This window comes from Pseudomonas sp. SZ40 (assembly GCF_052958135.1).
On record NZ_JBQWIF010000010.1, the window covers coordinates 74,573 to 98,339 of the forward strand.

15 protein-coding genes are annotated in these 23,767 nt (G+C 62.9%); 8 read left to right on the top strand and 7 right to left on the bottom strand.

Features of this window, described 5'->3' with window-relative positions; translation table 11 throughout:
- Positions 1-138: 138 nt before the first annotated feature.
- Positions 139-414 (bottom strand): hypothetical protein, encoded by a 276-nt coding sequence (locus ACT9T4_RS10605; protein ID WP_179539076.1) that lies wholly within the window; start codon positions 412-414, stop codon positions 139-141.
- A gap of 717 nt (positions 415-1,131) precedes the next feature.
- Between ACT9T4_RS10605 and ACT9T4_RS10610 the strand changes: the two genes are divergently transcribed.
- On the top strand, positions 1,132-1,488 hold the full coding sequence (locus ACT9T4_RS10610) for a ribonuclease E inhibitor RraB (protein ID WP_179539077.1): 357 nt from the start codon (positions 1,132-1,134) through the stop codon (positions 1,486-1,488).
- An 81-nt stretch (positions 1,489-1,569) separates the two neighbouring features.
- On the opposite strand, the gene ACT9T4_RS10615 is transcribed toward ACT9T4_RS10610, so the two are convergent.
- The 3 genes from ACT9T4_RS10615 to ACT9T4_RS10625 all read right to left on the bottom strand — a co-directional run bounded on the left by ACT9T4_RS10615 (position 1,570) and on the right by ACT9T4_RS10625 (position 11,291).
- Positions 1,570-9,867 carry an autotransporter-associated beta strand repeat-containing protein gene (locus ACT9T4_RS10615; RefSeq protein ID WP_499116887.1) on the bottom strand — a complete coding sequence of 2,766 codons (8,298 nt, stop codon included), beginning with the start codon at positions 9,865-9,867 and terminating at the stop codon, positions 1,570-1,572.
- 331 nt (positions 9,868-10,198) lie between these two features.
- A complete protein-coding gene (locus ACT9T4_RS10620; RefSeq protein ID WP_042556399.1) occupies positions 10,199-10,438 on the bottom strand; it encodes a hypothetical protein in 240 nt (79 codons plus the stop codon).
- A 196-nt stretch (positions 10,439-10,634) separates the two neighbouring features.
- On the bottom strand, positions 10,635-11,291 hold the full coding sequence (locus ACT9T4_RS10625) for a hypothetical protein (RefSeq protein WP_042556398.1): 657 nt from the start codon (positions 11,289-11,291) through the stop codon (positions 10,635-10,637).
- A 364-nt stretch (positions 11,292-11,655) separates the two neighbouring features.
- On the opposite strand from ACT9T4_RS10625, the gene ACT9T4_RS10630 reads away from it, so the two are divergent.
- The 6 genes from ACT9T4_RS10630 (at position 11,656) to ACT9T4_RS10655 (ending at position 17,523) form a co-directional block, all read left to right on the top strand.
- Positions 11,656-12,324: a GntR family transcriptional regulator gene (locus ACT9T4_RS10630; protein WP_499116889.1), complete on the top strand. Its 669-nt coding sequence runs from the start codon at positions 11,656-11,658 to the stop codon at positions 12,322-12,324.
- 84 nt (positions 12,325-12,408) lie between these two features.
- Positions 12,409-13,215: an ABC transporter substrate-binding protein gene (locus ACT9T4_RS10635; protein ID WP_499116891.1), complete on the top strand. Its 807-nt coding sequence runs from the start codon at positions 12,409-12,411 to the stop codon at positions 13,213-13,215.
- Positions 13,216-13,226: 11 nt separating this feature from the next.
- Complete coding sequence (locus tag ACT9T4_RS10640) at positions 13,227-13,997, top strand: amino acid ABC transporter permease (protein WP_042556395.1); 771 nt, start codon at positions 13,227-13,229, stop codon at positions 13,995-13,997.
- A 1-nt stretch (position 13,998) separates the two neighbouring features.
- Complete coding sequence (locus ACT9T4_RS10645; RefSeq protein ID WP_179539081.1) at positions 13,999-14,778, top strand: amino acid ABC transporter ATP-binding protein; 780 nt, start codon at positions 13,999-14,001, stop codon at positions 14,776-14,778.
- A gap of 19 nt (positions 14,779-14,797) precedes the next feature.
- Positions 14,798-15,889 (top strand): polyamine ABC transporter substrate-binding protein, encoded by a 1,092-nt coding sequence (locus tag ACT9T4_RS10650; protein ID WP_499116894.1) that lies wholly within the window; start codon positions 14,798-14,800, stop codon positions 15,887-15,889.
- A 23-nt stretch (positions 15,890-15,912) separates the two neighbouring features.
- Positions 15,913-17,523: a gamma-glutamyltransferase family protein gene (locus tag ACT9T4_RS10655; RefSeq protein WP_499116895.1), complete on the top strand. Its 1,611-nt coding sequence runs from the start codon at positions 15,913-15,915 to the stop codon at positions 17,521-17,523.
- Between the two features lie 108 nt (positions 17,524-17,631).
- Here the strand turns inward: ACT9T4_RS10655 and ACT9T4_RS10660 are convergent, their stop codons facing one another.
- On the bottom strand, positions 17,632-17,886 hold the full coding sequence (locus ACT9T4_RS10660) for a hypothetical protein (RefSeq protein WP_499116897.1): 255 nt from the start codon (positions 17,884-17,886) through the stop codon (positions 17,632-17,634).
- Between the two features lie 207 nt (positions 17,887-18,093).
- On the opposite strand from ACT9T4_RS10660, the gene ACT9T4_RS10665 reads away from it, so the two are divergent.
- Complete coding sequence (locus ACT9T4_RS10665; protein WP_231570232.1) at positions 18,094-18,357, top strand: DNA-binding protein; 264 nt, start codon at positions 18,094-18,096, stop codon at positions 18,355-18,357.
- A 127-nt stretch (positions 18,358-18,484) separates the two neighbouring features.
- Here ACT9T4_RS10665 and ACT9T4_RS10670 read toward each other — a convergent pair whose 3' ends face one another.
- Together ACT9T4_RS10670 and ACT9T4_RS10675 are read right to left on the bottom strand one after the other, a co-directional pair.
- Complete coding sequence (locus tag ACT9T4_RS10670) at positions 18,485-21,766, bottom strand: type III effector HrpK domain-containing protein (protein WP_499116899.1); 3,282 nt, start codon at positions 21,764-21,766, stop codon at positions 18,485-18,487.
- Between the two features lie 273 nt (positions 21,767-22,039).
- A complete protein-coding gene (locus ACT9T4_RS10675; RefSeq protein WP_499116900.1) occupies positions 22,040-23,653 on the bottom strand; it encodes a GMC family oxidoreductase in 1,614 nt (537 codons plus the stop codon).
- Positions 23,654-23,767 lie beyond the last annotated feature (114 nt).

The window sequence follows — 23,767 nt, forward strand, 5'->3', positions numbered from 1 at the left end:
GGCTCGGTTTCCCTGGCCAGGTTCCAGCCTGAAGCAACCACGCATTGGAGGGCCGCTGCGGCAGGCCCCAGCGGACGCCAGTGATGCAGCCCAATACTCATGCGGGACCTGCTTGCCGGTGGTTACCCGCCCCACTCCTTACCTCCGACACCTCTCCCGCATCGCCGCCTTATGCGCGGCCTTCACCAGATCGCAGGCATCTTCGGTAAGCAGGTGGGCGGCTGCGCTGATGTTTTGTACGTCCATGGCGTCAGCATGGGCGATGGTCATGGCGGCGAGGCTGTGCAGCAGGCCGCGAACTGCGCTGAGGCGTTGCTGGGCGCTTTCGTGCAGGTCGATGTAGGAATGGCTGGTGTCGATCAGTAGTACGGGAGTGGTGGTTGGATTGCTGGAGAGTGGGATGAAGTCAGTCATGATGCTGCCCCCTTGAATTCAGGATGGCAGCGTGCGGACGGATTGGGGGCGTGGGTGTGCGTCATGGTTGTAGCTCCTTGATTTGGGGAGCTGCCACGGATCGCCGTCAAACGATTTAGGGTGGCAGCTGTGCGCGGGTTGACGGACCGGGAATCAAGGCACCCGGCGCACCCGAAGGTGCCCCACGCACAGCCGCCATGACACGACATCGCGGGCACAAAAAAAGCGCCTGCAATGGGTCTTGGGCGCTGTTGCGCCTTGATTTGCTCGGGCCGTCAAACCCGGTCGCTGGATTTACAGCGACGCGCGCAGGGTAGCGTGGGGAATGCTCAAGGGCAAGCCAGCACCCTCCGCGTAAAGGTTGCAATATGGATAGGAAACCGGCGCGCTGAACCAGACGCATCGGCAGTAGCTGGTAAAAGACATAAATGAAAATTCCGGCTCGCTTGCCGGCTTTGGGAGTTGCTGTCTTTGCGGCAATCAGCCTGCCCCTCACACTGCTCTCATGCCAATCCGTCAGTGCGAAAGAGGCCGATCTTTTCACGTACCGTCCTGCCAACCGCAAACAAATCCGCCCTTTCAACGCCGCACACCGAATAACGAGAGGGCGCGCACAAGCAGCTGAAATTTGTGCCATGCCTGTACGAATCGCTTCTATATTCTGCTGTTATGCGGGTCGCCCCAGAGCCCGCCCTTTAACCCAATATCAGGCCTCCCATGACTACACCCGCAGAACTGTTGGCACCCCTTCAAGGAAACGATGATCCTGATGCACGTGTGTTGCTGCAGATGGCGCAGGCCGGGGCGGATTTGAGAAAACCGCATGTGCCGGAGTTCGTCTTCGAGGTCGAGAAAGAGTCCGCGGCTCACGCGCTGGCAACCGAGCTGGCAAACCTCGACTACAGCGTGCAGATCTACGCCCCTGAGCAGTCAAACCCGGCCTATCAAGTGATTGCCATACGCACGATGGTGCTTGAACTGCATGCCCTGATTCAGCTTTCGGAGCGGTTCGAGTCCCTGGCGCAACGACACGGGGCGGTATATGACGGCTGGGGGGCGGAGATCGTCGAGTGAGGCAGGAGCCGGTGGCCGAGGTTGCACCTCGTAACGAGGTAGCCACTGCCTGCGCGGCATTGCACCGCGCAGGCTCTGTGCTCAGAACGCGATATTGAGCCCCAGACGAACACCGTGGTCTTGGTAACCATCGCCGACCTGCCCGGAGTAACCCAGGTCAAGACTCGCTTGCGGAGCGATCCTGGCGCTGACACCGAGTTGTAGAACCGCGGTGTCTCGGCTCACCGGTACGCCTTTGACGCTGAAGCTGTCGTTGCCAGCCAGACCAAGGCGGCGGCTTTCACTTGGCTCATCGAGCACGTGCTGCCACGCCAGGCTGCTCTGCACACTCAGCGGCACCCCGGCCACGCTAGCTGCTGGGGTGCTGGCACGCAGGCCAAGGCTGGAATAGGTTGCACGCGCCTTCTCGCTATCGCCGCTCAGCGCCGTGCTGCCACCTGTTTCGCGGAAACTGTCGCTGTCGACTTCGACATGGGCCAGGCCGACGAAAGGCTCCAGCGCCAGGTCACCCGCCTTGATCTCATAGCCCAACTCGCCGAACACCTGAGTGGTGCCAACGTTGTAGTCGGCTTTGACATGCTCCTCCAGGCTGCCGACCTTGACGTGGCGGCTGCTGTCCACGTCGCTCCAGGCATGCGAGGCGCCCACGCGCAGATGCAGCGCATCCCACTGCCCTCCCAGATAGGCCGTCAGCGACGTGCTGTCGACCTTGGCCGATGAGTTGCGCGCATCGGCATCCAGATCGCTGTTGCCGTAACCCGCAGCCAGGCCAGCACGCCAGGTGTCGTTCAGCGGCATGTCGATACCCAGCAATGCGCCCTGGGTATTGTGGTCGAGGTCGGCGACATTGCGGTTGCCGTTGCTGTCACCCCAGCTGCCGTAGCCCTGCACCCAGAAGGTCATGCCGCTGTCCGCATCGACATGCAGCACGCCTTCGCTCGGTGCCTGGCTCTGCGCATTGCGCAGGCGCGTACCAATGGCATCACGCACGTGGCGGCTGTCATCGAACATCGCGCCGCGGGTGCTGGCGTGGATTTCGCCAGACAAGCTGTCGTATGCAAGGCTCGCCTGATCGGCGCTCAACACCGCGACTGCGTCATACACGCTACCCGCGCCAGCGACATCGAGTGAGGAGGCCACGGCACGCTGGTTGTCGGTCTGTGCAACCGAGGCGAAGGCGATGTCGTTGCGGTTCAGAAGCAGCGTCGCACTGTTGCCCGTGTATGCCACCTGTGGCGTGAGGAAGGCCAGGTTGCTGCTGACGCTGCCGAAGGTACCGTTGAGGCTGGCGGCCTGAATGATGTTGTATTGGGTGTTCGACGCCCAGTTTCCAGCACCCGCCAGAACACTGAGGTTCGCGCCGCCCAGGGAGACGATACCGGTGGCGATGACTCGGTCGGAGCGACCGTCAGGTTCTGCTTCGATGATCAGTGTAGAGCCGCTGTTGAGGCTAAGGTCGCCGTTGATCCTGAGGGTACCGATGGAGTTACCCGGATCGAGAGTCGCACCACTGGCCAGGTTGACGTTGCCGATGATGGTACCGTGACCACCAAGCATGGCGCCCTGAGTGACCCCGATGTCGCTGGCCAGGGTGGCCGTAGAGCCCGCTGCTCCGCCGACAATCAGGCTGCCCTCGACTACGGTGGTGCCGTCATCGATCGTCGAATTGCCATTGAGTACCTGCTTGCCAGTACCGACCTTGGTCAATTGACCAGCCCCGCTGATCGAGCCGTCATAGACACTACTGGTCCCGCCGGTGCCCACTTGCAGCGTGCTGCCTGCCGCCAGCGCGAGCGCTCCCGAACCACTGAGGGCGTCGACTTTATTGAGCCCACCGACGCTGACCGAGGCAGTCGTGGCAACGTTCAGATCGGCGTTGCCCAGGGCAGTATTGCCAATCAGGTGCAAGGTACCGTTGAAGATATTCAGCGAGCCACCGAAGGTGTTGTTGCCGCTCAGGGTCAGCTCAGTGGTGCCCTGCTTGTTCAACGCGCCGTTGCCACTGATAACACCGCTGAGGGTCAGGTCATTGCTACCAGCCAGTGTCAGGCTGCCGTTGAGTTCCAATGCGTTGGCCAGGTCGATGACGGTGCTGTTGTCCAGGGTGGTGCCGCTGACGGTGACCAGTGCTCCGGTCCCCAAGGCCGCATTGCTACCGAACACCAGGGTTCCAGCACCGAGCAAGGTGCCACCGCTGTAGCTGTTGTTGCCGCTGAGGGTCAGCGCTGAGCTACCGGTCTTGATCAGGCTGCCGGTGCCGCTGATGCCCCCGCCGAGGGTCAGGGCGTTGGAGCCGACGAGGTTCAACCCACCGTCGAGCACCACAGCGTTGGCGAGGCTGACGTTGGCACTGCTGTCCAGCGCAGTGCCGTTGGCCGCTGTCAGCACACCGGTGCCGAGCGCCGCATTGTCGCCGACCACGAGCTTGCCGCCATTGAGCGCAGTGCCGCCGGTGTAGCCGTTGGCGGCGCTGAGCACCAGGGTGCCAGCGTCGTATTTGCCGAGGGTCCCCGTACCGTTCAGCGCTACCCCGAGGGTCGCGGTGGCGTTCGGATCGACGCGCACCGAGGCGTTGCCCAACGAACCGTTGAGCAGGTTCAGCGAACCCGCGGTACCGTTCTGCAGGCTGTACCCGTCGGTGACGAATTGCATGCCGGTGATGGTTTGCGCGCCGTTGACTGTCACGCTACCCGCCGCGCCTTGGAATACAGCGAAGTTGCTGGTCCAGACCCGATTGCTGGTGCCGTTGACGTCGGTCCAGTTGGTGGTGCCGGTGCCCCATGCACCGCTGCCGCCATCGACCGCCCCGTTGGCGACCAGTTGATTGCCGTCCCAGAACTGCACAGTAACGCCCGGCACGGTGACCAGCAGGTTGATCTGATTGGCCTGCGCGGTTTGTAGCTGCAGGTCGCCTGTGCTGACGCTGCCCGGTACGGTGCCGATAAGCATGCCGTTGTCGGTCAGGCCGCCGGTGTAGTCGATCAGGCGGTACACGCCGTTGCCGAAACCACCGATGTCGCTGACGTTGAGGGTACCGTCGAGGGTCAGGTTGCCGCCTACGTTGACCAGTGCATTGCCGCCACCGGACACCGGAGTGCCGAGGCCGACATCGAAGTTCGAGTTAGCGCTGAACGCCAGCGAACCCACCGACAGGGTGCTGCCGGTCACGCCAGCCAGATTACCGCCATCGGCCACCGTCACGGCGCCAGTCACTGCGCCGCTACCGCTGAGGGTACCGCCGCTGTTGACCAGCACATTGCTACTGGCCAGCGAACCGTTGACCTGCAAGGTCCCCGCATTGACGTTGGCATCGCCGGTCAGGTCGCTGATGCCACTCAGGGTCACGCTGCCAGTGCCCAGCTTGGTCAAACCGCCGTCACCGCTGAGAACGCCGGCGAAAGTGCTGCTGACGTTGCTGCCGCCGACGCTCAGTGTATTGCCAGTGCCGATCAGCGTGGTACCGCTGCCCGTCAGGCTGGCGAGGCCGGCCGATGCGCCGAGATTGAGCGCCGCGCCACCGCCAAGATTGACAGTGGAATCGTTGCCCAGCGCCGTGCCGCTGAGGGTGGTGAGGCTGCCGGACAGCACATCGAAGGTGCCGCTGAAGGTGTTGTTACCGCTCAACGTCACATCGGCCAGACCATTCTTGGTCAACGTGCCAGCCCCTGCGACCACACCGCCGAGGGTCAGGTTGTTGTTGCCGGCCAAGCTCAGATTGGAGTTGAGGTTGACGTTATTGGCGAGCACCAGCGGTGCTGAATTGTCGAGGGTCGATGCACCCGCCACGGTCAGTGCGCCGGAACCCATCGAGGCTCCAGTGCCGAGTGTCACCGTACCGGCGTTCAGCGTGGTACCGCCGCTATAGGTGCTGATGCCGTTGAGGGTCAGGTTCGACGCGCCATTGTTGATCAATCCGCCCGCGCCGCTGACCACACCTGCAAGGGTCAGGTTGTTGCTGCCGGTGTTGCTCAGGTTGGCGTTGAGCACGACGCTGTTGCCCAGGCTCAGCGCACTGTTGCTATCCAGCGCCGAGGCGCCCGCCACGGTCAGGTTGCCCAGGCCCAGCGCCGAGTTGCTGCCAACGGACAGGCTGCCAGCGTTCAGGATGATGCCACCGAGAAAACTGTTGTTGCCGCTCAGAGTCAGGTTGGCCGCGCCGTTTTTGCTCAGGCTGCCGGCACCGTTGACCGTGCCGGCAAGCGTCAGATCCGCCGTGCCGTCAATGCCGAGATTGCCGGCGAGGTTGACCGCGTTGTTCAGCGAGACCCCGGCGCTGGCGTCCAGCGTGGTGCCGCCCGCCGCATTCAATGTGCCGGAGCCCAGCGCCGAGTTCGACGCCAGAATCAGTCCACCGGCGTTCAGCGCCACCGGGCCGAGGAAGGTATTGCTGCCGCCGAGGGTCAGGTTGGCCACGCCGTTTTTGATCAGGCCGCCGGTGCCGCCAATCACGCCGTCGAGGGTCAGGGCATTGCTGCCGACCACGGTGAAGTTGCCATTGAGCGCCGCCGCGTTGGCCAGAGTCACCGCTGCGTTGCTGTCCAGTTGCGTGCCGGCATTGGCCGTCAGCGTGCCGGTGCCGAGCGCGGTGTTGCTACCGACGATGATCCTGCCGCCGTCCAGTTGCGTACCACCGGTATAAGCGTTGGCACCGCCGAGTACCAAGGTGCCTGCGTCGAGCTTATTGAGAATGCCGCTGCCATCGATATTGGCGTTGATGGTCGCCGTCACACCCGGATCAACGCGCAACGAAGTGGTGCCGCCTGTGCCGTTGAACGCCGTCAGTTGCCCCGCCGTATCGTTGACTACGTTGTAGCCATCGGTGAGGAATTGCATGCCGGTGAACGCTTGCGTGCCGTTCACCGTCACGGTGCCGGCGGTGCCTTGGAACACCGCGAAGTCGCCTACCCACGGCTGATTGACCAGACCATTGGCATCGGTCCAATTAGTGCCGACCGCGCTCCAGGTACCGCTGCCGCCATCGACCACGCCGTTGGCAATGGTCTGGCTGCCGTCCCAGTAACGAATGTTGACGTTCGGTGCCGACACTTGAATGTTGATCTGATTGGCTATGCCAGTCTGCACCACCAGATCGCCGAGGCCGTAGCTAACCGGCACGCTGGCGACATCGAGGCCCAGATTGGTCAGGGCGCCGGTGTAGTTGAACAGGCGATATACGCCGACGCCAAAACCGCCGGCATCGGTGACATTGAGATTACCGTTGAGGGTCAAGTTACCGCCAACGTTCATCAGCGGCGTGGTCGACGGCGTGCCCAACGCCACATCGACGTTGCTGCCAGCCGCGAGGGTCAGCGCACTGGCGGACAGTTGGTTGCCCGACGACAATGCCAGATGAGCGCCGCTATTGACGTTGACACTACCAATCGCCGAACCGGTGCCGGTGAGGGTACCGCCGGTGTTGACGTTGACCTGCGCACTGGCCAGCGAACCGCTGAGGTCGACGATGCCGCCGTTGATCGCGGTGTTGCCAGTGATGCCGTTGATCCCAGTGAGGTTAAGGGTACCCGTGCCGACCTTGATCAGGCCGCCGCTGCCACTGAGGTCGCCGTCGAATGTGCTGGTGACGTTGCCACTGCCGACGGTCAGCGTGTTGCTGCCGGTGAGCTGCACACTACCGCTGCCGGTCAGTGCGCCGAGGCTGGCATCGCTGCCCAGATTGAGGCCGGCGCCAGCGCTGACGTTGACGCCAGAGGTGTTGCCCAGCGCATTGTTGTTGAGGGTAGTGACGCTGCCGGACACGATATCCAGCGCGCCAGTGAAGGCATTGTTGCCGGCTAGGGTCAGGTCGGACAACCCGTTTTTGGTCAGGCTGCCGGCGCCGTCAATGATGCCGTTTAGGCTAAGGTCATTGTTGCCCGCGACGGTCAGCCCAGCGTTGAGCGTCAACGCATTGCCGATACCGAATGCGGCACTGTTATCAAGTGCTGCCGCGCCACCAACGATCAGCGCCCCGCTGCCCAAACCGCTAGCGTTACCCAACGTCAGCGTGCCGGCATTGAGGGTGGTACCGCCACTGAAGGTGTTGTTGCCGTTGACGGTCAGATTGGCTGCGCCGTTCTTGATCAGTTGGCCAGTGCCGCTGGTGACGCCTCCGAGCGTGAGGTTTTGCGTGCCGCCAACGGTCAACGCGGCATTCAGGACGACGACGTTGTTGAGGCTGACCAGCGGCGAGTTGCCGTCCAGCGTTGCAGCGCCAGCAACTGTCAACGCACCGACGCCCAGCGCCGAGCTGTTGCCGACTGTCAGCGTACCGGCGTTTAGCGTGGTGCCGCCGAGGTAGTTGTTGGCAGCGTTGAGAATCAGATTGGCCGCGCCGTCTTTCACCAGACGGCCAGCGCCGCTGACCAGCCCGGTCAGGGTCACATTCGCCGTGCCGCCGATGTTCAAGGCACCGGCGAGCGCCACGGCATTGTTCAGGCTGACGGCCGTATTGGCATCCAGCGTGGTGTTGCTCGCCGTGTTCAACGTTCCGGAACCCAGTGCTGTGTTGCTGCCGACAATCAATTTGCCAGTGTTCAACGCGGTGTTGCCAAGATAAGTGTTGGCGCCGTTGAGGGTCAGGTCGGCAGCGCCATTCTTGGTCAGCCCACCGACACCGGCGACCACGCCACCGAGGGTCAACGCATTGGTCCCCCCCAGGATTAGAGTGCCGGCGAGGTTGACGTTGTTGGCCAGGGTGGCAGCAGTGCTGGCATTGAGCGAGGTGCCATTCGACGCGTTCAGTGCGCCGGTGCCGAGTGCGGTGTTGGAGCCGACCACCAGCGAACCGGCATTCAGCGCCGTGGTGCCGGTGTAGGTGTTGTTGCCATTGAGGGTCAGGCTGGATGCGCCGGTCTTGGTCAGGCCGCTGCTGCCGCTGATCAGGCCGCCGAGCGTCAGTGCTCCCGTGCCGCCAGCCGTCAATGTGCCGCCGAGGCTGATGGCGTTGGCCAGGTTGATCGTGCCCGGTGCGCTCAGCGTTGTCGCGCCGGTGACGTTGAGGGTGCCGGTACTTAAAGCCTGATTGTTGCTGACCTGCACCGTACCTCCATTGAGCGTGGTATTGCCCAGATAGGTGTTGGCAGCGCTGAGGTTCAACTGGCCGACGCCGAGTTTGGTCAGGCCACCACTGCCGGAAATCACCCCGCTCAGTGTGGTCGCGTTGGTGCCTTGCAGCGTCACGCCGCCAGCGCCGAGGGAAATCATATTGCCGATGTTCAACCCGGCATTGCTCGCCTGCAGAATCCCGCCGTTGGAGGTGATCACGCCGCTGCCGAAGGTGGCGCTGTTGTTGAACTGGGCGACACCGCCATTGAGCGTGGTCGCGCCGCTGACCAGAGGCCCCTGCAAGGTCCAGGTGCCACTGTTGAGGGTCAGGTTGTTAAAGTTGACGTAAGTGGCGCTCGAGGCAGTGCCGACACCGGTGGTGCCACCGCCGACGCCGACCGGATTTTGCAGGATCAGGCTGTTGGTGCCGCCGGCGCCGCCATCGACCGTGCCGGTCGGGGCGAAGGTCAGGTTGATGCCGATCAGTCCACCCAGACCTACACTGATCTGCACGCCGTCTCCGACCTGCACCGAGGAACCGGTCACCGCGGTAAAGGTGTTGGTGCTCGCCGCGCCCATCGAGACACCGCCAGTAATAGCACCCGCGTTGGTGAAGGTATTGCCTGCCGCTGACGTCTCGAACGCAACACGACCGTTGATGACGCCGGTGCTGCTGTTGGTCATGCTGACTTGCGAGCCACCGTAGACGCCAATCACCGGCGTATCGGCCAGGGTGATGCCACCGACAGACAAACCGGTTGAGGTGATGGTGCCGTTGTTGGTGATGGTGGTGGTACCGGCAGCGGCATTGTTCACGGCGATGCCCAAGCCGTCGATGCTGGTCAGGTTGAGGCCCAGCAGCATGCCCGTGCCGCGAATGATACCGCTGGCATTGTTGAGCACGCTGACCGTGCTTGTTGCGCCGGTGCCGATGAACGCACCGCCGCTCAACACCGAGACCAGCCCCAGTAGCGCCGGATCGATAGTGCCGGAGTTGTTCAGGGAAATGTTCACCCCGGTCAGGTCCATCACGTGGCCGCCGAGGGTCGCATTCATCTGCGCGCCGGAGTTGACGTTGACCGTCAGGCCGCTGGTAGCGCTGGAGAAGTTGTTGAGAAACAGCGGCAGGCTCGGCACACCGGTGCAGGTAACCGTCGATCCGCTGGTGCTGCAGGTAGCAAAGGCGGTTGGACTGAATCCCGCGCCGAGGAGCAGCGCGGCCAACGCCAACTTGCCTGACCGTCGGGAGCCCTTGCGGCAACGCTTGCTGAGCTCATGAGTGACCGCCCAGCAACCCAACGAAGCATTCCATACCAACGCAAATACGTGATTCATTGCGACCACTTCCTTGTAGTTTGAAAACACTCCCGATGGAGTCATGCGGGACTGAGTGAACAAACCGTCGCTTAAATACAGCAGCAAAAATGAAAAATGGTAGCGCTTGGCCATTTATATTTAAGGTGGCGTCTCCTTTTGCGACGACCGGCAGGCAAAGGCATGTGAGGCCTGTGATCGAATAACTCTCGGGAGGCATGCCTCGGCCAGCCTTCTGAGTATTTCGGAGGGTCACTCGAGCCACCTGTAAGCCAAGGGTATCGATCCGCCAAACCAGAAACGAAAAAGCCCAGCACACTGGCTGGGCTTGCGGCTCACTGACGTTCTGCGATCAGTCGGTCTTGGCGCTGCCTTCTTCCCGATCGGTCATCGCATCCTGATCGGAGCCGGGGTTGCCGGGCGGGGGCGTCCAGTCGACGCGGTGCTTTTTGGCTTCGGACTCGTCAGCGCCCTGCTTGGGCTCGGACTCGGCATCGTCGAGCCCGGAGCCGTGGCCTTGGCCAGCGTCGGGCGTCTTGCGTGAAGGGCCCTGGTAAGGCGCTTCCGGGCCGTTGTTGTCTTCGACTGTCATGACAGATCTCCCGTGTCGGCGCGGAACATCCGCACCTATGCATCTGAAGGCACGGGTGGAGATGAAGTGCCATGGCTTCGACGGACGGCAACGATGGGTGGCGATCACGGGCGCGATGCGCTGGCTAGCATCGCATCGCGCCAGGGTGACGCCTACAAACACGCTTTCCATCCTGCAGCGGTGCGGCGCTTGCCCTTCAATCCGCAGCAGGCGCGCCGTAACGCCAGCGGGTGAAGTTGTGCAGGGTCAGCAGGCCGCAGATGACCATCAGCGGAATCAGCAGCACGCCGGAGATGATCGAGCCCCACCAGGCGACGTTGGACTGCCAGGTTCTGCCTTTACCTTCCGCCACGATCACCAGGCGCGTGGCCACTTCGCCAAAGCGCGCATCGGGTGTCAGCACGTTCACTTCGAGGTTGTAGTCCCCTGGCTCCATGGGGATGTGCGAGACGGCGCGGGTGATCTCGTTGCTGCCGTAGCTGGTGAGCTCCTGGGCCACGTCGCCCTGCCCCGCAGAGATCAGTTCGCCTGCCGGTGTGCGCAGCTTCCACGCCAGGGTCATCGGGGCGGGTGGGTATTCGACCCACTGTTCGTTTTCCCAGATCGGCCCGCCGGACAGCTTGCGCACGGTATACAGCGGCAACTCATCGGTGGAGAACACCACGGCCAGGGTATCGAACTCGAGCGTTCGGGCCTTGACCGGAAATTCCAGGGTGGCGCCTTCATCGAGGCGGATCGGTACGTCCAGCGGCAGCGTCGTCGCCCAGACGGAGAACAGACGAAGCGCGACAACCGACAGCAACAGGCTCAGGCCCAGGCTGCCCCAGAGGATCGCTTTGCTCTTGTGACTCAATGCTCGACTCCCTACAGACCGATCCAACCGAAAAAGAGCTGCAAGGCTACTCGATATGCCTGCGTGGATCACCTTCCGCAATGCGCGGTTCACGCACGCGAGCGCTATGCAGCCTCGACATGACCGGCCCTGCCGGTGTTACCGCCCGCCACCTCTCCCACCCCCAGTGCCCGATTAACGTGCACCTCGCCACCTGTTGCTTCATTAGGTGACACCTCGCCTTTGCCCAATGCCAGGCGCGCCACCCACCACCATTGGCTAACCCGTTGTTGCGCCAGCACAAACACTCGGACGAGCACCTGTGGCTCACTAATTGCTTTGTTTGGATAAACGGATAATTGGATACATTTATTCAGGAAAGCCTATGCACAGCGCTCCGCTCTACACCCACCGCCAGCCCGTTACCGCCGAAGAAGAGGCTTACAACTTTCTGCTCGCGGCGATCTGCGCGGGTCGTTACCGCAAGGATGACCGCCTGGTGGCCGAGGACATCGCCACTGAAATAGGCACCAGCCGCATGCCCGTGCGCGAGGCGTTTCGGCGCCTGGATGCACAAGGGCTGGTCACCCTGCGACCCAATCGCGGGGCCATCGTCAGTGGTCTGGACATCGAGCAGATGAACGAAGTCTTCGAGATGCGCAGTGCCCTGGAAGGCTTGGCGATACGCGTTGCGGCCAGCAAGGTCACCGAGCGGCACCTGACCATTCTGAAGCGGCTGCTCGATGACATGGACGAGTGCCGCGACGACACCGCGCAATGGGTCGTGCGGCACCGCAACTTCCACGAATACCTGTGCAGCCTCAGTGAACGCCCGCGGCTGATGAAGCAGATCGTGGCGCTCTACTCGCTGATCGAGGCACCCATGCGCCTCTGGCTCGAACATGGCGACAAGCCGCTGAGCGGCCGTGAAGAACACGAACAGATTCTGCTAGCGCTGCGCACCCGCGACGCGGACCTCGCCGAGCGGGTGATCCGCGGGCACATCGAAGGCACGCTGCCGGCACTGACTCTTTTTCTGCAAGCCGAACAATAAAAAACGGGCCGACCCGAAGCGGGTCTCGCCCAGCCGAACTTCTTGACTGCTGCCCTCCCCATCAACAGCAAACGGAGTTTCACCATGCGCCCTTCGTGTTCCCTCATCGCCGCGGTCACCTTCGGTCTGGCCTCCTCGTTCGCCTCGGCCGCCGTGGTGGTGCCCGATCGCCTGAAAGATGCCGACAAGCTGACCTATTGCTCCGGGATGGACTCCCCACCGCTGGTGTCCTTCGACGCGGCGCAGAAACCGCAAGGGCTCGCCGTGGACCTTGGTTTGCAGATCGCCAAACGGCTGGGTGACAAGCAGGTGTCGTGGCGGGTCATTCCCTTCTCCGGGCTGGTGCCTGCCCTGCTGGCCAGCCAGTGCGACCTGATCGTCGATCAGCTGTTCGACAAGCCGGAGCGGCGCGAGGTCATCGACATCGTCAATTACATGTACTCCAGCCAGTCGGTGGTGGTCCCCAAGGGCAATCCGAAGGGCATCGAGGCGCTGGACGACCTGTCCGGTCACAAGGTCGCCGTGCTGAACGGCTCGACCATCAAGACCCTGCTCGACGCCGAGAACGAGACACTCGCCAAGGCCGGCAAGCCGCCCATGAAGCTGGTGGTCTACAACACCGACACCGATGCCTTCCAGGCTCTGCGCATCAGCCAGGTAGACGCCTATGGCACCACGGTGGAAACCGCAGGCTACTACGCTGCCATGGCGCCGGACCTGTTTCAGGAAGGCGTACCGGCGTTCGGTCGCATCCTTACCGGCATCGGCATCCGCAAGGACGACCCGCAACTCTCCGCCGCCGTCCAGCAGGTGATCACCGACATGCGTGCCGACGGCAGTTATGCACAGCTGCTCGGCAAGTGGCACGTCGACAGCGACAAGCTGGACTGAGGAGCGGATCGATGAATTTCAATTGGGACATATTCTGGCAGTACCTGCTGCAGCCCAGTGACGTTTACCTGAACGCCCTGTGGCTGACCTGCGTGATCGCCGTTCTGTCCATGACCCTGGGCTGCGTGCTGGGGCTGATCGCGGCCCTGATGCGCCTGTCGGGCAACCCGCTGCTGCAGTACCCGGTGCGTTTCTACGTCTGGCTGATGCGTGGCACGCCACTGCTGGTGCAGATCGTGTTCCTCTACACGGCCCTCGCCGCCGGCGGCATCTTCCGCTTCGAGGACATCGACCTCGGCTGGGTGGTGATCCCTGGCAACATCCAGGCAGCGATCATCGCCCTGGGCCTCAACGAAGGCGCCTACATGGCGGAAATCATTCGTGCCGGCATCGCGGCGGTGGACAAGGGTCAGTACGAAGCCGGGCGTTCGCTGGGCATGACCTTCGCCAAACTCATGCGCCGCATCGTGCTGCCCCAGGCGTTCCGGGTCATCGTGCCGCCGCTGGGCAACGAGTTCAACGTGATGCTCAAGAACACCACGCTGGTCAGCGTGATCGGCGTGCAGGAGCTGCTGCTCAGTACCCAGATGATCACCTCGGCCACCTTCCGGGTGTTCGAGCTGTACCTGGTGGTGGCGATCTACTTCCTGCTGCTGACGACGCTCTGGGGCTTCTTCCAGAGCTGGCTGGAGCGGCGCTTCGGGCAATCCGACCGGCGCCCCGCCACGGCCTCGAAGCGACTGTTCGGCAGCTACACGGCAAAACTTCTGAGGGGGCGTTGAGATGCACAGCACGAGTCAGGAGTCGGTCATCGAGGCCCTGGATATCCACAAGTCCTTCGGTGATCTGCAAATCCTCAAAGGCGTGTCACTGCGGGTGAAGCGCGGCGAAGTGGTGGTACTGATCGGCGCCTCGGGCTCCGGCAAGACCACCTTCATCCGCTGCATCAACCTGCTCGAAGAGATCCAGAGCGGGCGCATTCGGGTCAATGGCCAGCCGATGGGCTACCGCGAGCGTGCCGACGGTTCGCTGGTGCGCGACAGCGAGCGCAACATCGCTCGGCAGCGCCGCGACATCGGCATGGTATTTCAGCGCTTCAATCTGTTCCCGCACATGACCGCCCTGGAAAACATCATCGAAGCGCCCATCCAGGTACTGGGCGTTGCCCGCAAGGCAGCCCTCGAACAGGCCCGCGCCCTGCTCGCCCAAGTGGGCCTGGCGGACAAGGCCGATCACTACCCATCGATGCTTTCCGGTGGCCAGCAGCAGCGCGTGGCCATCGCCCGGGCGCTGGCGATGAAACCCCAGGCCATGCTCTTCGACGAACCCACCAGCGCCCTGGATCCGGAAACGGTCGGCGAAGTGCTGCAGGTGATGAAGCAGCTCGCCGAGCAGGGCATGACCATGGTGGTGGTCACCCACGAAATGGGCTTCGCCCGCGAAGTGGCCGATCGGGTCGTGGTCCTCGACCAGGGCGAACTGATCGAAGAAGGCCCGCCGCAACAGATTTTCAGCAACCCCACCCATCCTCGCACTCAAGCCTTTCTCAGCCGCGTGCTGTGAGCCTTACCAGGAGATGACGATGCGTTTATCGAAACTGTTCGCAGCACTGTGTTGTGCCACCGTTGCGCCCATGACACTGGCCGCCGCACCGGTGGTCAAGGTGTACAACTGGTCGGACTACATCGGCCCCGAGACGCTGAAGAACTTCGAGAAAGACAGCGGCATCAAGGCCCAGTACGACATCTTCGACACCAACGAAATGCTCGAGGCCAAGCTGCTCTCCGGGCGCTCCGGCTATGACGTGGTGGTGCCCTCCAGCCAGTTCCTGTCCAAGCAGATTCGCGCCGGTGCCTACCAGCCGCTGCAACCCGAACTGCTGGATAACTGGAAGCACCTCGACCCGCGCCTGATGGAGCGCCTGGAAGCCGCCGACCCGGGCAATCGCTACGCCGTGCCCTACATGTGGGGCACCGTGGGCATCGGCTACAACGAGGAAAAAGTTCGTGCCGTACTCGGCAAGGACGTGCAACTGGACTCCTGGTCCATGGTCTTCGACCCGCAGAACCTGGCCAAGCTGAAAAGCTGCGGGGTGGCCTTCCTCGACGCACCGGTGAAGATCATTCCCCAGGCCATGCTCTACCTCGGCCTGGACCCCAACAGCGTCAAGCCCGAGGATTACAAGCAGGCCGCCAAACTGCTCACGACCCTGCGCCCCTCGGTGACCTACTTCAGCTCGTCGAAATACACCGCCGACCTGGCCAATGGCGATATCTGCGTGGCCATCGGTTACTCCGGCGATGTGATCCAGGCGCGCAGCCGCGCGAAGGAAGCCGGCAAGCACACCGATATCCGTTACCTGATCCCCAAGGAGGGGGTGAACCTCTGGTTCGACATGCTGGCGATCCCCAAGGATGCCGGCAACGTCGCCAACGCACATGCACTGATCAACTACCTGCTGCGCCCCGACGTGATCGCGCCAATCAGCGACTACGTGGGCTACGCCAACCCCAACAAGGACGCCACGGCGTTGATGGACCCCAAGGTCAGCGGCGATCCCGGGGTCTACCCCAGCGATGACGTGATCGGCCGAACGTTCGTTTCCGCCGACCTGCCGGAAAACATCCAGCGCCTGATCACCCGTGAATGGAACCGGATCAAATCCGGCCAATGAATCCGTTTCGAAGAGCTTCCGCCATGTTGAAATTCTCTGCCCACGAATACCCCTACCCTTCGCAACGCCAGAGCGTCTTCGCCCATCGTGGCATGGTCGCCGCCTCTCAACCGCTGGCCGCCCAGGCCGGCATCGAAATCATGCAAAAAGGCGGTAACGCGATCGACGCCGCCATCGCCACGGCGGCCGCACTCACCGTGGTCGAACCCACCGGCTGCGGCCTGGGCGGCGATGCTTTCGCGCTGGTCTGGTGCAAGGGCCAACTGCATGGCCTCAACGCCAACGGCCATGCCCCCGCGGGCCTGAACATCGAGGCCGTGAAGGCTGCCGGGCATGAGCAGATGCCGCTGTATGGCTGGACGCCAGTCACCGTACCGGGCTGCCCTTCGGCCTGGGCCGAGCTGTCGCAGCGCTTCGGCGCTCTGCCCTTCGCCGACCTGCTGCAACCGGCCATCAGTCTGGCGCGAGGCGGCTTCCCGGTGTCGCCGGTGGTCGCCCACCAATGGCAGATCGCGCTGGACGAATTCAGCCCGCATCGTGATGCAGCACTGGACGCCTGGTTCGACACCTTCCTGATCGATGGCCGGGCGCCAAGGGCAGGGGAAATTTTCCGTAACGAGGCGCAAGCACGCACCCTCGAAGAACTGGCCAGCAGCCAGTGCGAAAGCTTCTATCGCGGGGCCTTGGCGCAGCGTCTGGATGCTCATGCCAGGGCCACCGGCGGTTATCTGCGCGCCACTGACCTCGAGACCTATCGAGCGCAGTGGGTGGAGCCGATCCATGTCAATTATCGGGGCGTGGATGTCTGGGAAATCCCACCGAGCGGACAGGGGCTGGTGGCCCTGATGGCGCTGAAGATTCTCGAAGGCTTCGACTTCGATCACCGCGACAGCAAGCGCACCTGGCACCGCCAGCTGGAAGCCATGAAGCTGGCCTACAGCGACGGCCTGCACTACATCACCGACCCCCTGCACATGCGCGTGGCGGTAGCCGACCTGCTGAGCGACGCCTACAGCGAGCGGCGACGCGGGCAGATCGGTGAGCAGGCGCTTGCCCCGGCCCATGGCGATCCCCATGCCAGCGGCACCGTGTACCTGGCAACGGCCGACGCGCAAGGCAACATGGTGTCGTTCATTCAGAGCAACTACCACGGCTTCGGCTCCGGTGTGGTGCTGCCCGACAGCGGCATCGCCCTGCAGAACCGCGGCCAGGAATTCAGCCTCGATCCGCAGCACGCCAACTGCCTGGCGGCGGGCAAGAAGACCTTCCACACCATCATCCCCGGCTTCCTGACCAAAGGCGGCGAAGCCATCGGCCCGTTCGGGGTGATGGGCGGCTACATGCAACCACAAGGGCACGTGCAGATGGTCATGAACCTGGTGGACTTCGGCCTCAACCCGCAGGCGGCTCTCGACGCGCCTCGCTGGCAATGGCTGGGCGGCATGAAGGTCGGCATCGAACAGGCCGCCTCCCGGGACCTGGCCAACGCGCTGAGCAGAATGGGCCACGACGTGCAGATCGCCTGTGACTCGACCGACTACGGTCGCGGGCAGATCATCGTTCGCGACCCGCGAACCGGCGTTCTGTGCGGCGGCACCGAGCCACGGGCCGACTCGCACATCGCCGCCTGGTAACGCCTGCCGCCAGGGCTTGTGCCTGCCCCAGTCGCCCGGTGGCTCTGCCGACTGGGGCCGCGCTCACCTGGGCGTTGCCGCCACCATGAGAAGGCGCCCCGGCTACGTTCAGTGGCGTATCGCCCGAATGCTGCGAATGTCGGAAAAGAACAGCTCGTCCGGGTAAGGGCTGGGGTCATCGACGGCCTTGGTCATCAAGTAGGCCTCGTCGGAAACGCCCGCCATCGGTAGCACGACACCCACCACGTGCACGCGATACCAGTATGACCGGGGTTCATCATCCCACTGCAGTTCGACGAGTACCGTCTTGCCCATATAGGCCAGGGCATGGGCTGCATCTGGCAATGGCGTCTGATCGGACATGGCGTGTGGTCTCCTCCTTGAATACCGGTTGCGAATGGCACACTGGCGGAGCCTGCGCGATAGCCAAGTGCGTGTGCCCGGTGGGTTCCTTCCATCGGGTGGGCCTTTGCTGCACTATGCGCGATTCGTTGCAAAGCGCTGCTTTGCGTAAAAATCACCCCGCGTAAAATCTACACCAGCAGCAAGTCTGCGTAAAGTTTACGCAAAATGATTTATACCTATATGGATTTGGTTCGGGATAGAGCCCTTCAATTGATAAAGGCGGTCGGGCCCAAACGCCTCAGTGAAAAGGGCGGGAAGAATTACGATCGCTGGCGAAATATCAGCAGCGAGAAGATTCGGATCGGCACCGAAGAAATCGGCATTCTGGCGGAGGCCTTCCCCGAGTATGCGCTTTGGCTGGTGAGCGGCCGCGTGGAGCCGGAGAACGGGCACCGCAGCCCCGACTACGACGACGCCAACCGAACCTGATCATTGCATCGCAAGATGGCGATCTCTCAACGAGTCGCCTCCCTACCGACTACCAGCCCCAGGACCCGACCGGCGCAACTGCTCACGGGCCGGTCGAGCACAGGGTGATCAGAGGCGTCAGGTTGCCTTACGCCATCTGGGTATCGAGGTTGGCACCATCCCCCTTGTAGTCGTCGTGCACCAGGTGATCCCAGCCGTTTTCCGGCAGGCGACCTTCCTCACGGTAGAACGCGTATTCCTCTTCGCGGTACTCGAAGATGCTCTGGTCATCCGGTGCGTCCCGCTGGGCATAGTTGTACATGTAGTCGTCGAGGAACTCGTAGCGCTGCAGCCCGTTCTCGGTGAGCAGGCCCTGGGTATCCAGGTCCTTGAACAACTGATCGAGGTCGGCACGGTGGGCATCCATGCGGTTGCTGTGCTTGATGTCTTCGACGATCAGGAACGGCGTCAGCGCCACGGTCAATGCAGCGCCAGCCCACAACAACGGCCCGGCAAGAGCCCTGGCGGCATTGGAGCCCATCAGCGCGGCCATCTGCGCACCGCCGCCAGCGACGTTGAAGGCGCCAGCAGCCACGGTGATCGCCCCCTGGGCGATGGCGACCTGGTCGTTGCTGCCCATCCCGGATTTGATCTTCAGGCCGCCGAGCACCAGATCGGCAACACCCGTGAAGCTGTTGGCGCCCGCATCCATGATCCGCAGGAAAGCGGAAATACCACGGCTGGTCGGCGTGCTGCCGTTGAGCCCGGGGTTCTTGGCGAAGCCATCACGGAAGCCATCGTTGATGGTCTTGAGTTGCTCGTCGGACATGTTGAGCTTTTCGGCGAGCTTCTCTTTGTTGTCGATGGGCGCGGCATCGACGGCACTGTTGAAGTCCTCGTAGAGCTTCTTCACCTCGCCCTGGATCACGCTCATGTTGTGCCCGGCGCCGCCGGGTGCATCCTTGCCGAATATCTGTGGCAGCGACTTGTCCAGGCCGAGCATCTGGTTGGTCTGGGTGCCACGGATGTTGTCGTAGATGTTGCTGCCCAGATTGACGAAGTGCTGGCCGGCGCCCAGCACACTGACGAAGTCCTTGGCGATGGCCAGGCGCTCTTCCGGCGTATCGGCCAGGGTGCCGCCCTTGCCGGCCAGTTGGTAGATGCCCGACGCCAGGGAGATCAAGCCACCAGTTGAACCCAGTGCTCCGTTGGCGTTGAGCTCGGTGATGGTCTTCAGCATGCTGCCGTGAGCGCCCTCGCCCAGGGTCTTGTAGACGTCCTTGCCCATGACCTTGTCGATGTCGGCCGAGGTCACCGTGCCATTCTTGGCGAAGGTCGCACCCAGTTCCTTCAGGGCATCGCCGAAGGCCTTGGCGGTCTGCTTGTTGCCGAGAAATTCCTGAACGAAACGCTCCGTTTCCACGGTGCGGCGGGTCATGTCGATGCCGCCTTTCTTCAAGGCGGTGAGCAGTGTCTTGATGGTGTCCTGAGTGGCCAGGGCAGTGTTGTCATCGCTGATCAGCGATGGGTCGGCCATCAGTTTGTCGAGGTCCATGGTGGTGGCATCGATCATCATGTGCTGCGAGAACTGCGCGGCCTTGTCGGGATCGAACGCCGTCAGGGACGCGTAGGTCTTGGCGATGTCCGCCTCGGCCAGATCGCCCAGGCCCTTCTCTTTCAGGTCGGCGATATAACGCGAATACTCCTCGGAGAATGCCGTGTCTTCGAGCTTCTCGCGCACGCCGTCCTTATCGGGCAAGGCATCCAGCGCCTTGTCCTGCTGGGCCTTGAAATCCTTCTGCACGCTTTGCGAGCCGAACAATTGGCCGATCTGCTCGTCGAGCTTCGTGCCGTCGATGATCGCTGACAGGTCATCGCCATTGGCCTTGGCAGTGCTCTTGCCCATGGAGATGTCGAGGGTGACCATGTCCAGGCCATTCTCGGTGGCTGCCTGGGCACGCAAGGCATTGTAGAGTTTGGCGCGATCGTCATCCTTGCCGATGCTGCCGTTGTCGATGCCGGCCTTCCAGTCCTTCATCAGGTTCTGCCAGGTCATTTCGCTGACCGTGAGCTTGCCGTTCTTGTCCTTGGGGTCGACGGTGGTGGTCTCGAGATTGGCGATGTCGAGCTCGCTGGCAGGTGGCAGCCCGGCGGCTTCACGGGCGAAATCCATCTTGCTGTCCTCTGTCGGCTCGGGCCCCTTGAGGGCGGAAAAACCATGCTTGCCGAAGTCCTGCAGGCGCCCGGCTTCGGTGCCGTGCCTGGCTTCGCCGCTCTTGGTCACACCGTCGATCTTGCCGTTGCCGATGTCACCGCCGGTGAGCACCTTGCCGTCGGCATCGTGGGTTTCGATGTGCTCGAGCACCTGGGAGGCGCGGTAGGCGGCATCGGCGTCGGTTTCGAAATCACCGACCTGCTCCTTGAGCATGTCCTTGATGCCGCTCTGGTTGCCGAGGTTCTTGAGCAACGGATCGCCGTCGATGATCTCCTGAGCGGTGCGCTCGTCGTTCTTCGGCCGCTCCCAGATGATGCCCAACTGCTCGGCCTGCGCCCTGGCTTCCTTGTTGTCCGCAGCCGCGGTGGGGTTGCGCAGTTCGCCCTGCAGATGCGAGAAACCATACTTGCCGAAGTCCTGCAGGCGCCCGGCTTCGGTGCCGTTCTTGGCATCGCCGCCTTTGGTGAAACCGTCGACGCGGCCATTGCCGACATCCTTGCCAGCGATCTTGTCGCCGGAGCCGTCGAGGGTTTCGATGTGTTCGAGCACCTGGGCGGCACGGAAGGCGGCATCCGGGTCATTCTCGAAATCACCGACACGCTCCTTGAGCATTTCCTTCACGCCACTCTGGTTGCCCAGGTTCTTGAGCAGCGGGCTGTCGTCGATGATGTCCCGTGCCGAGCGCTCGTCACCCTCGGGGCGTTGCCATTGAATGCCGACGGCTTCGGCCTGCTGACGGGCTTGCTTGTCATCGGCGGCCGTGCTCACGTCATTGAGCTTGCCCTCGAGATGGTCGAAACCATACTTGCCGAAATCCTGCAGCCGGCCGGCTTCGGTGCCGTGCTTGGCATCGCCGCCCTTGGTGAAGCCATCGACCCGACCGTTATCGACGTTGTCGCTGACGATACGGTTGCCACTGCTGTCTATCTTCTCGATATGTTCGAGCACCTGAACGGCGCGAAAGGCGGCATCGGGGTCGTTCTCGAAATCACCGACGCGATCCCTGAGCATGTCCTTCACGCCACTCTGGTTGCCCAGGTTCTTGAGCAGTGGGCTGTCCTCGATGATCTCCTTGGCGGAGCGCTTGTCGTCCGCTGGCTTTTCCCAGCGAATGCCTGCCTGCTTGGCCTGTTCGGCCGCCTGATCCCAATCCTTGACGGAGTTCGAGTCACCCTTGGCGTCGACGCCTTGGTTGTTCGTAGCCTTGACGGTCATTGTTTTATCCTTCTGCGGGACACCAGAAAAGTACAGTGACTGCCGGTGCTTGCATGGCTGGTCGCAAGCCTCGCTACTGGTAGAACTGGTACAAGTGGAGGCGCAGCCCACAGGCTGCGCCCGCTTCCCGCCCCGAACGTCAAGACGCACCGGCAGCGGGACACCCACCATGAAACCCGCTGCGCATGAAAATACGATGACGCCTCGGCGATCGCGCTGTTGAAGGACGATTCGATAGCGCGCCCTCGGTTCGGCCCGGCGAGGCGCCGATGGCTAGGCGGTGAGCAGGCTGCCCAGACGCTCGCCGATGATCACGCAGGGCGCCATGGTGTTGCCGGTGGTGACCCGCGGCATGATCGAAGCATCGGCGATGCGCAGACGCTGGATGCCGTAGACCCGCAGCTGTGCGTCGACCACCGACAAGGCATCCGTGCCCATCTTCGCCGTGCATGACTGGTGCCACACGGTGGACGCCGCGTTGCGCACGAATGCCTCGAGCGCAGCACCGCGCAATGGCCCGGGCATGACCTCGCGTCTTGCGAAGGGGCGCATGGTTTCGCTGTTGCCGATCTCTCGACACAACTCGACCGCGCGCACCAGGGCTTGCAGATCCTCCGGTTCGCTGAGCGCGCCGCTGTCGATCTTCAGCGGGTCCATGGCACCGCTGCCCGTGAGGGTGATCGACCCTCTGCTTTGGGGCCGCACGAGGCCTGGAAGCAATGACCAGGCCGCCGCGGGCGGATGGAACATGGCCTGTGCCTCGGGGGTCGCGATGGGGATCTCGGCGAGAAAGGTCTGGATGTCCGGCGCGTCGAGCGCGGCGCTGCTTTTCCACAGGAACGTCGACTCGCCGGCGTTGTTGCGCGGTGCGTGAGCCTGTTCGTAATCCCAGATGCAACCGGAAACCATGATGTGGTCCTGGTAGTTCTGGCCGACACCCGGCAGGTGCTGCACCGGCTCGATAGAGTGCCTGGCAAGCTGCTGCGCATCGCCGATTCCCGACAGCATGAGCACCTTGGGCGTGTTGATCGCTCCCAACGACAGCACCACCTCCTCACCAGCTCCGAAGTGGATGATCCGGCCTTGGTAGAGCACTTCGACGCCGACCGCCCGCTGGCCCTCCAGCAGCACACGCAGGACGTGTGCGTGGGTCAGTACCGTCAGGTTGGGCTGCGCCATCGACGGGAACACGTAGCTGCGGAATATCGAGCGTCGGCGCCCGTCACTCAGGCACACGTTGGTCAGTGCCGCACCGCCTGGCCCCTCCATCATCGCGCCGTTCTGGTCGTCGTAAACGGTCATCCCGAGCTTCGCCGCCGCGGCCAGCATGGCAGGCGCGACCGGATTGGGGTCGGGCGCAGGTTGCACGAACACCGGGCCGCCCGTGCCTCGACGCAGTGGGTCCGGGGCGCCCTGCCAGTTCTCGATGCGCCGGTAGGTGGCCAGTGTCGACTGATAGTTCCAGGCCGGGTCGCCGGACTCGCTGGCGAAATGGTCCCAGTCGCTGCTGTGCCCACGGGACCAGACCATCACGTTGATCGAGGCGCCCCCGCCGAGCACCTTGCCCATCGAGAGGGGCATCTGCCGACCGTGCAGGTGCGGGTTGGGCTGCGCCACGAACTGCCAATCGCGCTCACTGCCCAGGTTGGTGAACCAGACCCCGGCATCGCTGACGCTGGATAGGTCGTCGCTGCCGCCTGCCTCGAGCAGCAGCACCCTGATGTCCGGGTTTTCCGCCAGACGCCGGGCAACCACCGAGCCCGAAGTACCGGAGCCGCAGACGATGTAATCGTATGCGCTGCGAAGGTTGGTTTGCTGGCGAAACTGGTTCTCTTCAACCTGACGAGCGAAGTCTGCTTCGTCGGCGATACAGGAATGATTGTTCACGAATGGGCCTATGCACCGTTGCAGCGGACGCGATGAACGACTGCCGAACAGGTGAGCAACGAAAGGAGGCGGCTGGCGTCATGACGCTGGCCATGGAATGGATCGGTCTGTGAA

Bases quoted from the DNA above. Each gene is read 5' to 3' on its own strand.
- ACT9T4_RS10605 (WP_179539076.1), bottom strand. From the start codon at position 414: ATGACTGACTTCATCCCACTCTCCAGCAATCCAACCACCACTCCCGTA.
- ACT9T4_RS10610 (WP_179539077.1), top strand. From the start codon at position 1,132: ATGACTACACCCGCAGAACTGTTGGCACCCCTTCAAGGAAACGATGAT.
- ACT9T4_RS10615 (WP_499116887.1), bottom strand. From the start codon at position 9,867: ATGAATCACGTATTTGCGTTGGTATGGAATGCTTCGTTGGGTTGCTGG.
- ACT9T4_RS10620 (WP_042556399.1), bottom strand. From the start codon at position 10,438: ATGACAGTCGAAGACAACAACGGCCCGGAAGCGCCTTACCAGGGCCCT.
- ACT9T4_RS10630 (WP_499116889.1), top strand. From the start codon at position 11,656: ATGCACAGCGCTCCGCTCTACACCCACCGCCAGCCCGTTACCGCCGAA.
- ACT9T4_RS10635 (WP_499116891.1), top strand. From the start codon at position 12,409: ATGCGCCCTTCGTGTTCCCTCATCGCCGCGGTCACCTTCGGTCTGGCC.
- ACT9T4_RS10640 (WP_042556395.1), top strand. From the start codon at position 13,227: ATGAATTTCAATTGGGACATATTCTGGCAGTACCTGCTGCAGCCCAGT.
- ACT9T4_RS10645 (WP_179539081.1), top strand. From the start codon at position 13,999: ATGCACAGCACGAGTCAGGAGTCGGTCATCGAGGCCCTGGATATCCAC.
- ACT9T4_RS10650 (WP_499116894.1), top strand. From the start codon at position 14,798: ATGCGTTTATCGAAACTGTTCGCAGCACTGTGTTGTGCCACCGTTGCG.
- ACT9T4_RS10655 (WP_499116895.1), top strand. From the start codon at position 15,913: ATGTTGAAATTCTCTGCCCACGAATACCCCTACCCTTCGCAACGCCAG.
- ACT9T4_RS10660 (WP_499116897.1), bottom strand. From the start codon at position 17,886: ATGTCCGATCAGACGCCATTGCCAGATGCAGCCCATGCCCTGGCCTAT.
- ACT9T4_RS10665 (WP_231570232.1), top strand. From the start codon at position 18,094: ATGATTTATACCTATATGGATTTGGTTCGGGATAGAGCCCTTCAATTG.
- ACT9T4_RS10670 (WP_499116899.1), bottom strand. From the start codon at position 21,766: ATGACCGTCAAGGCTACGAACAACCAAGGCGTCGACGCCAAGGGTGAC.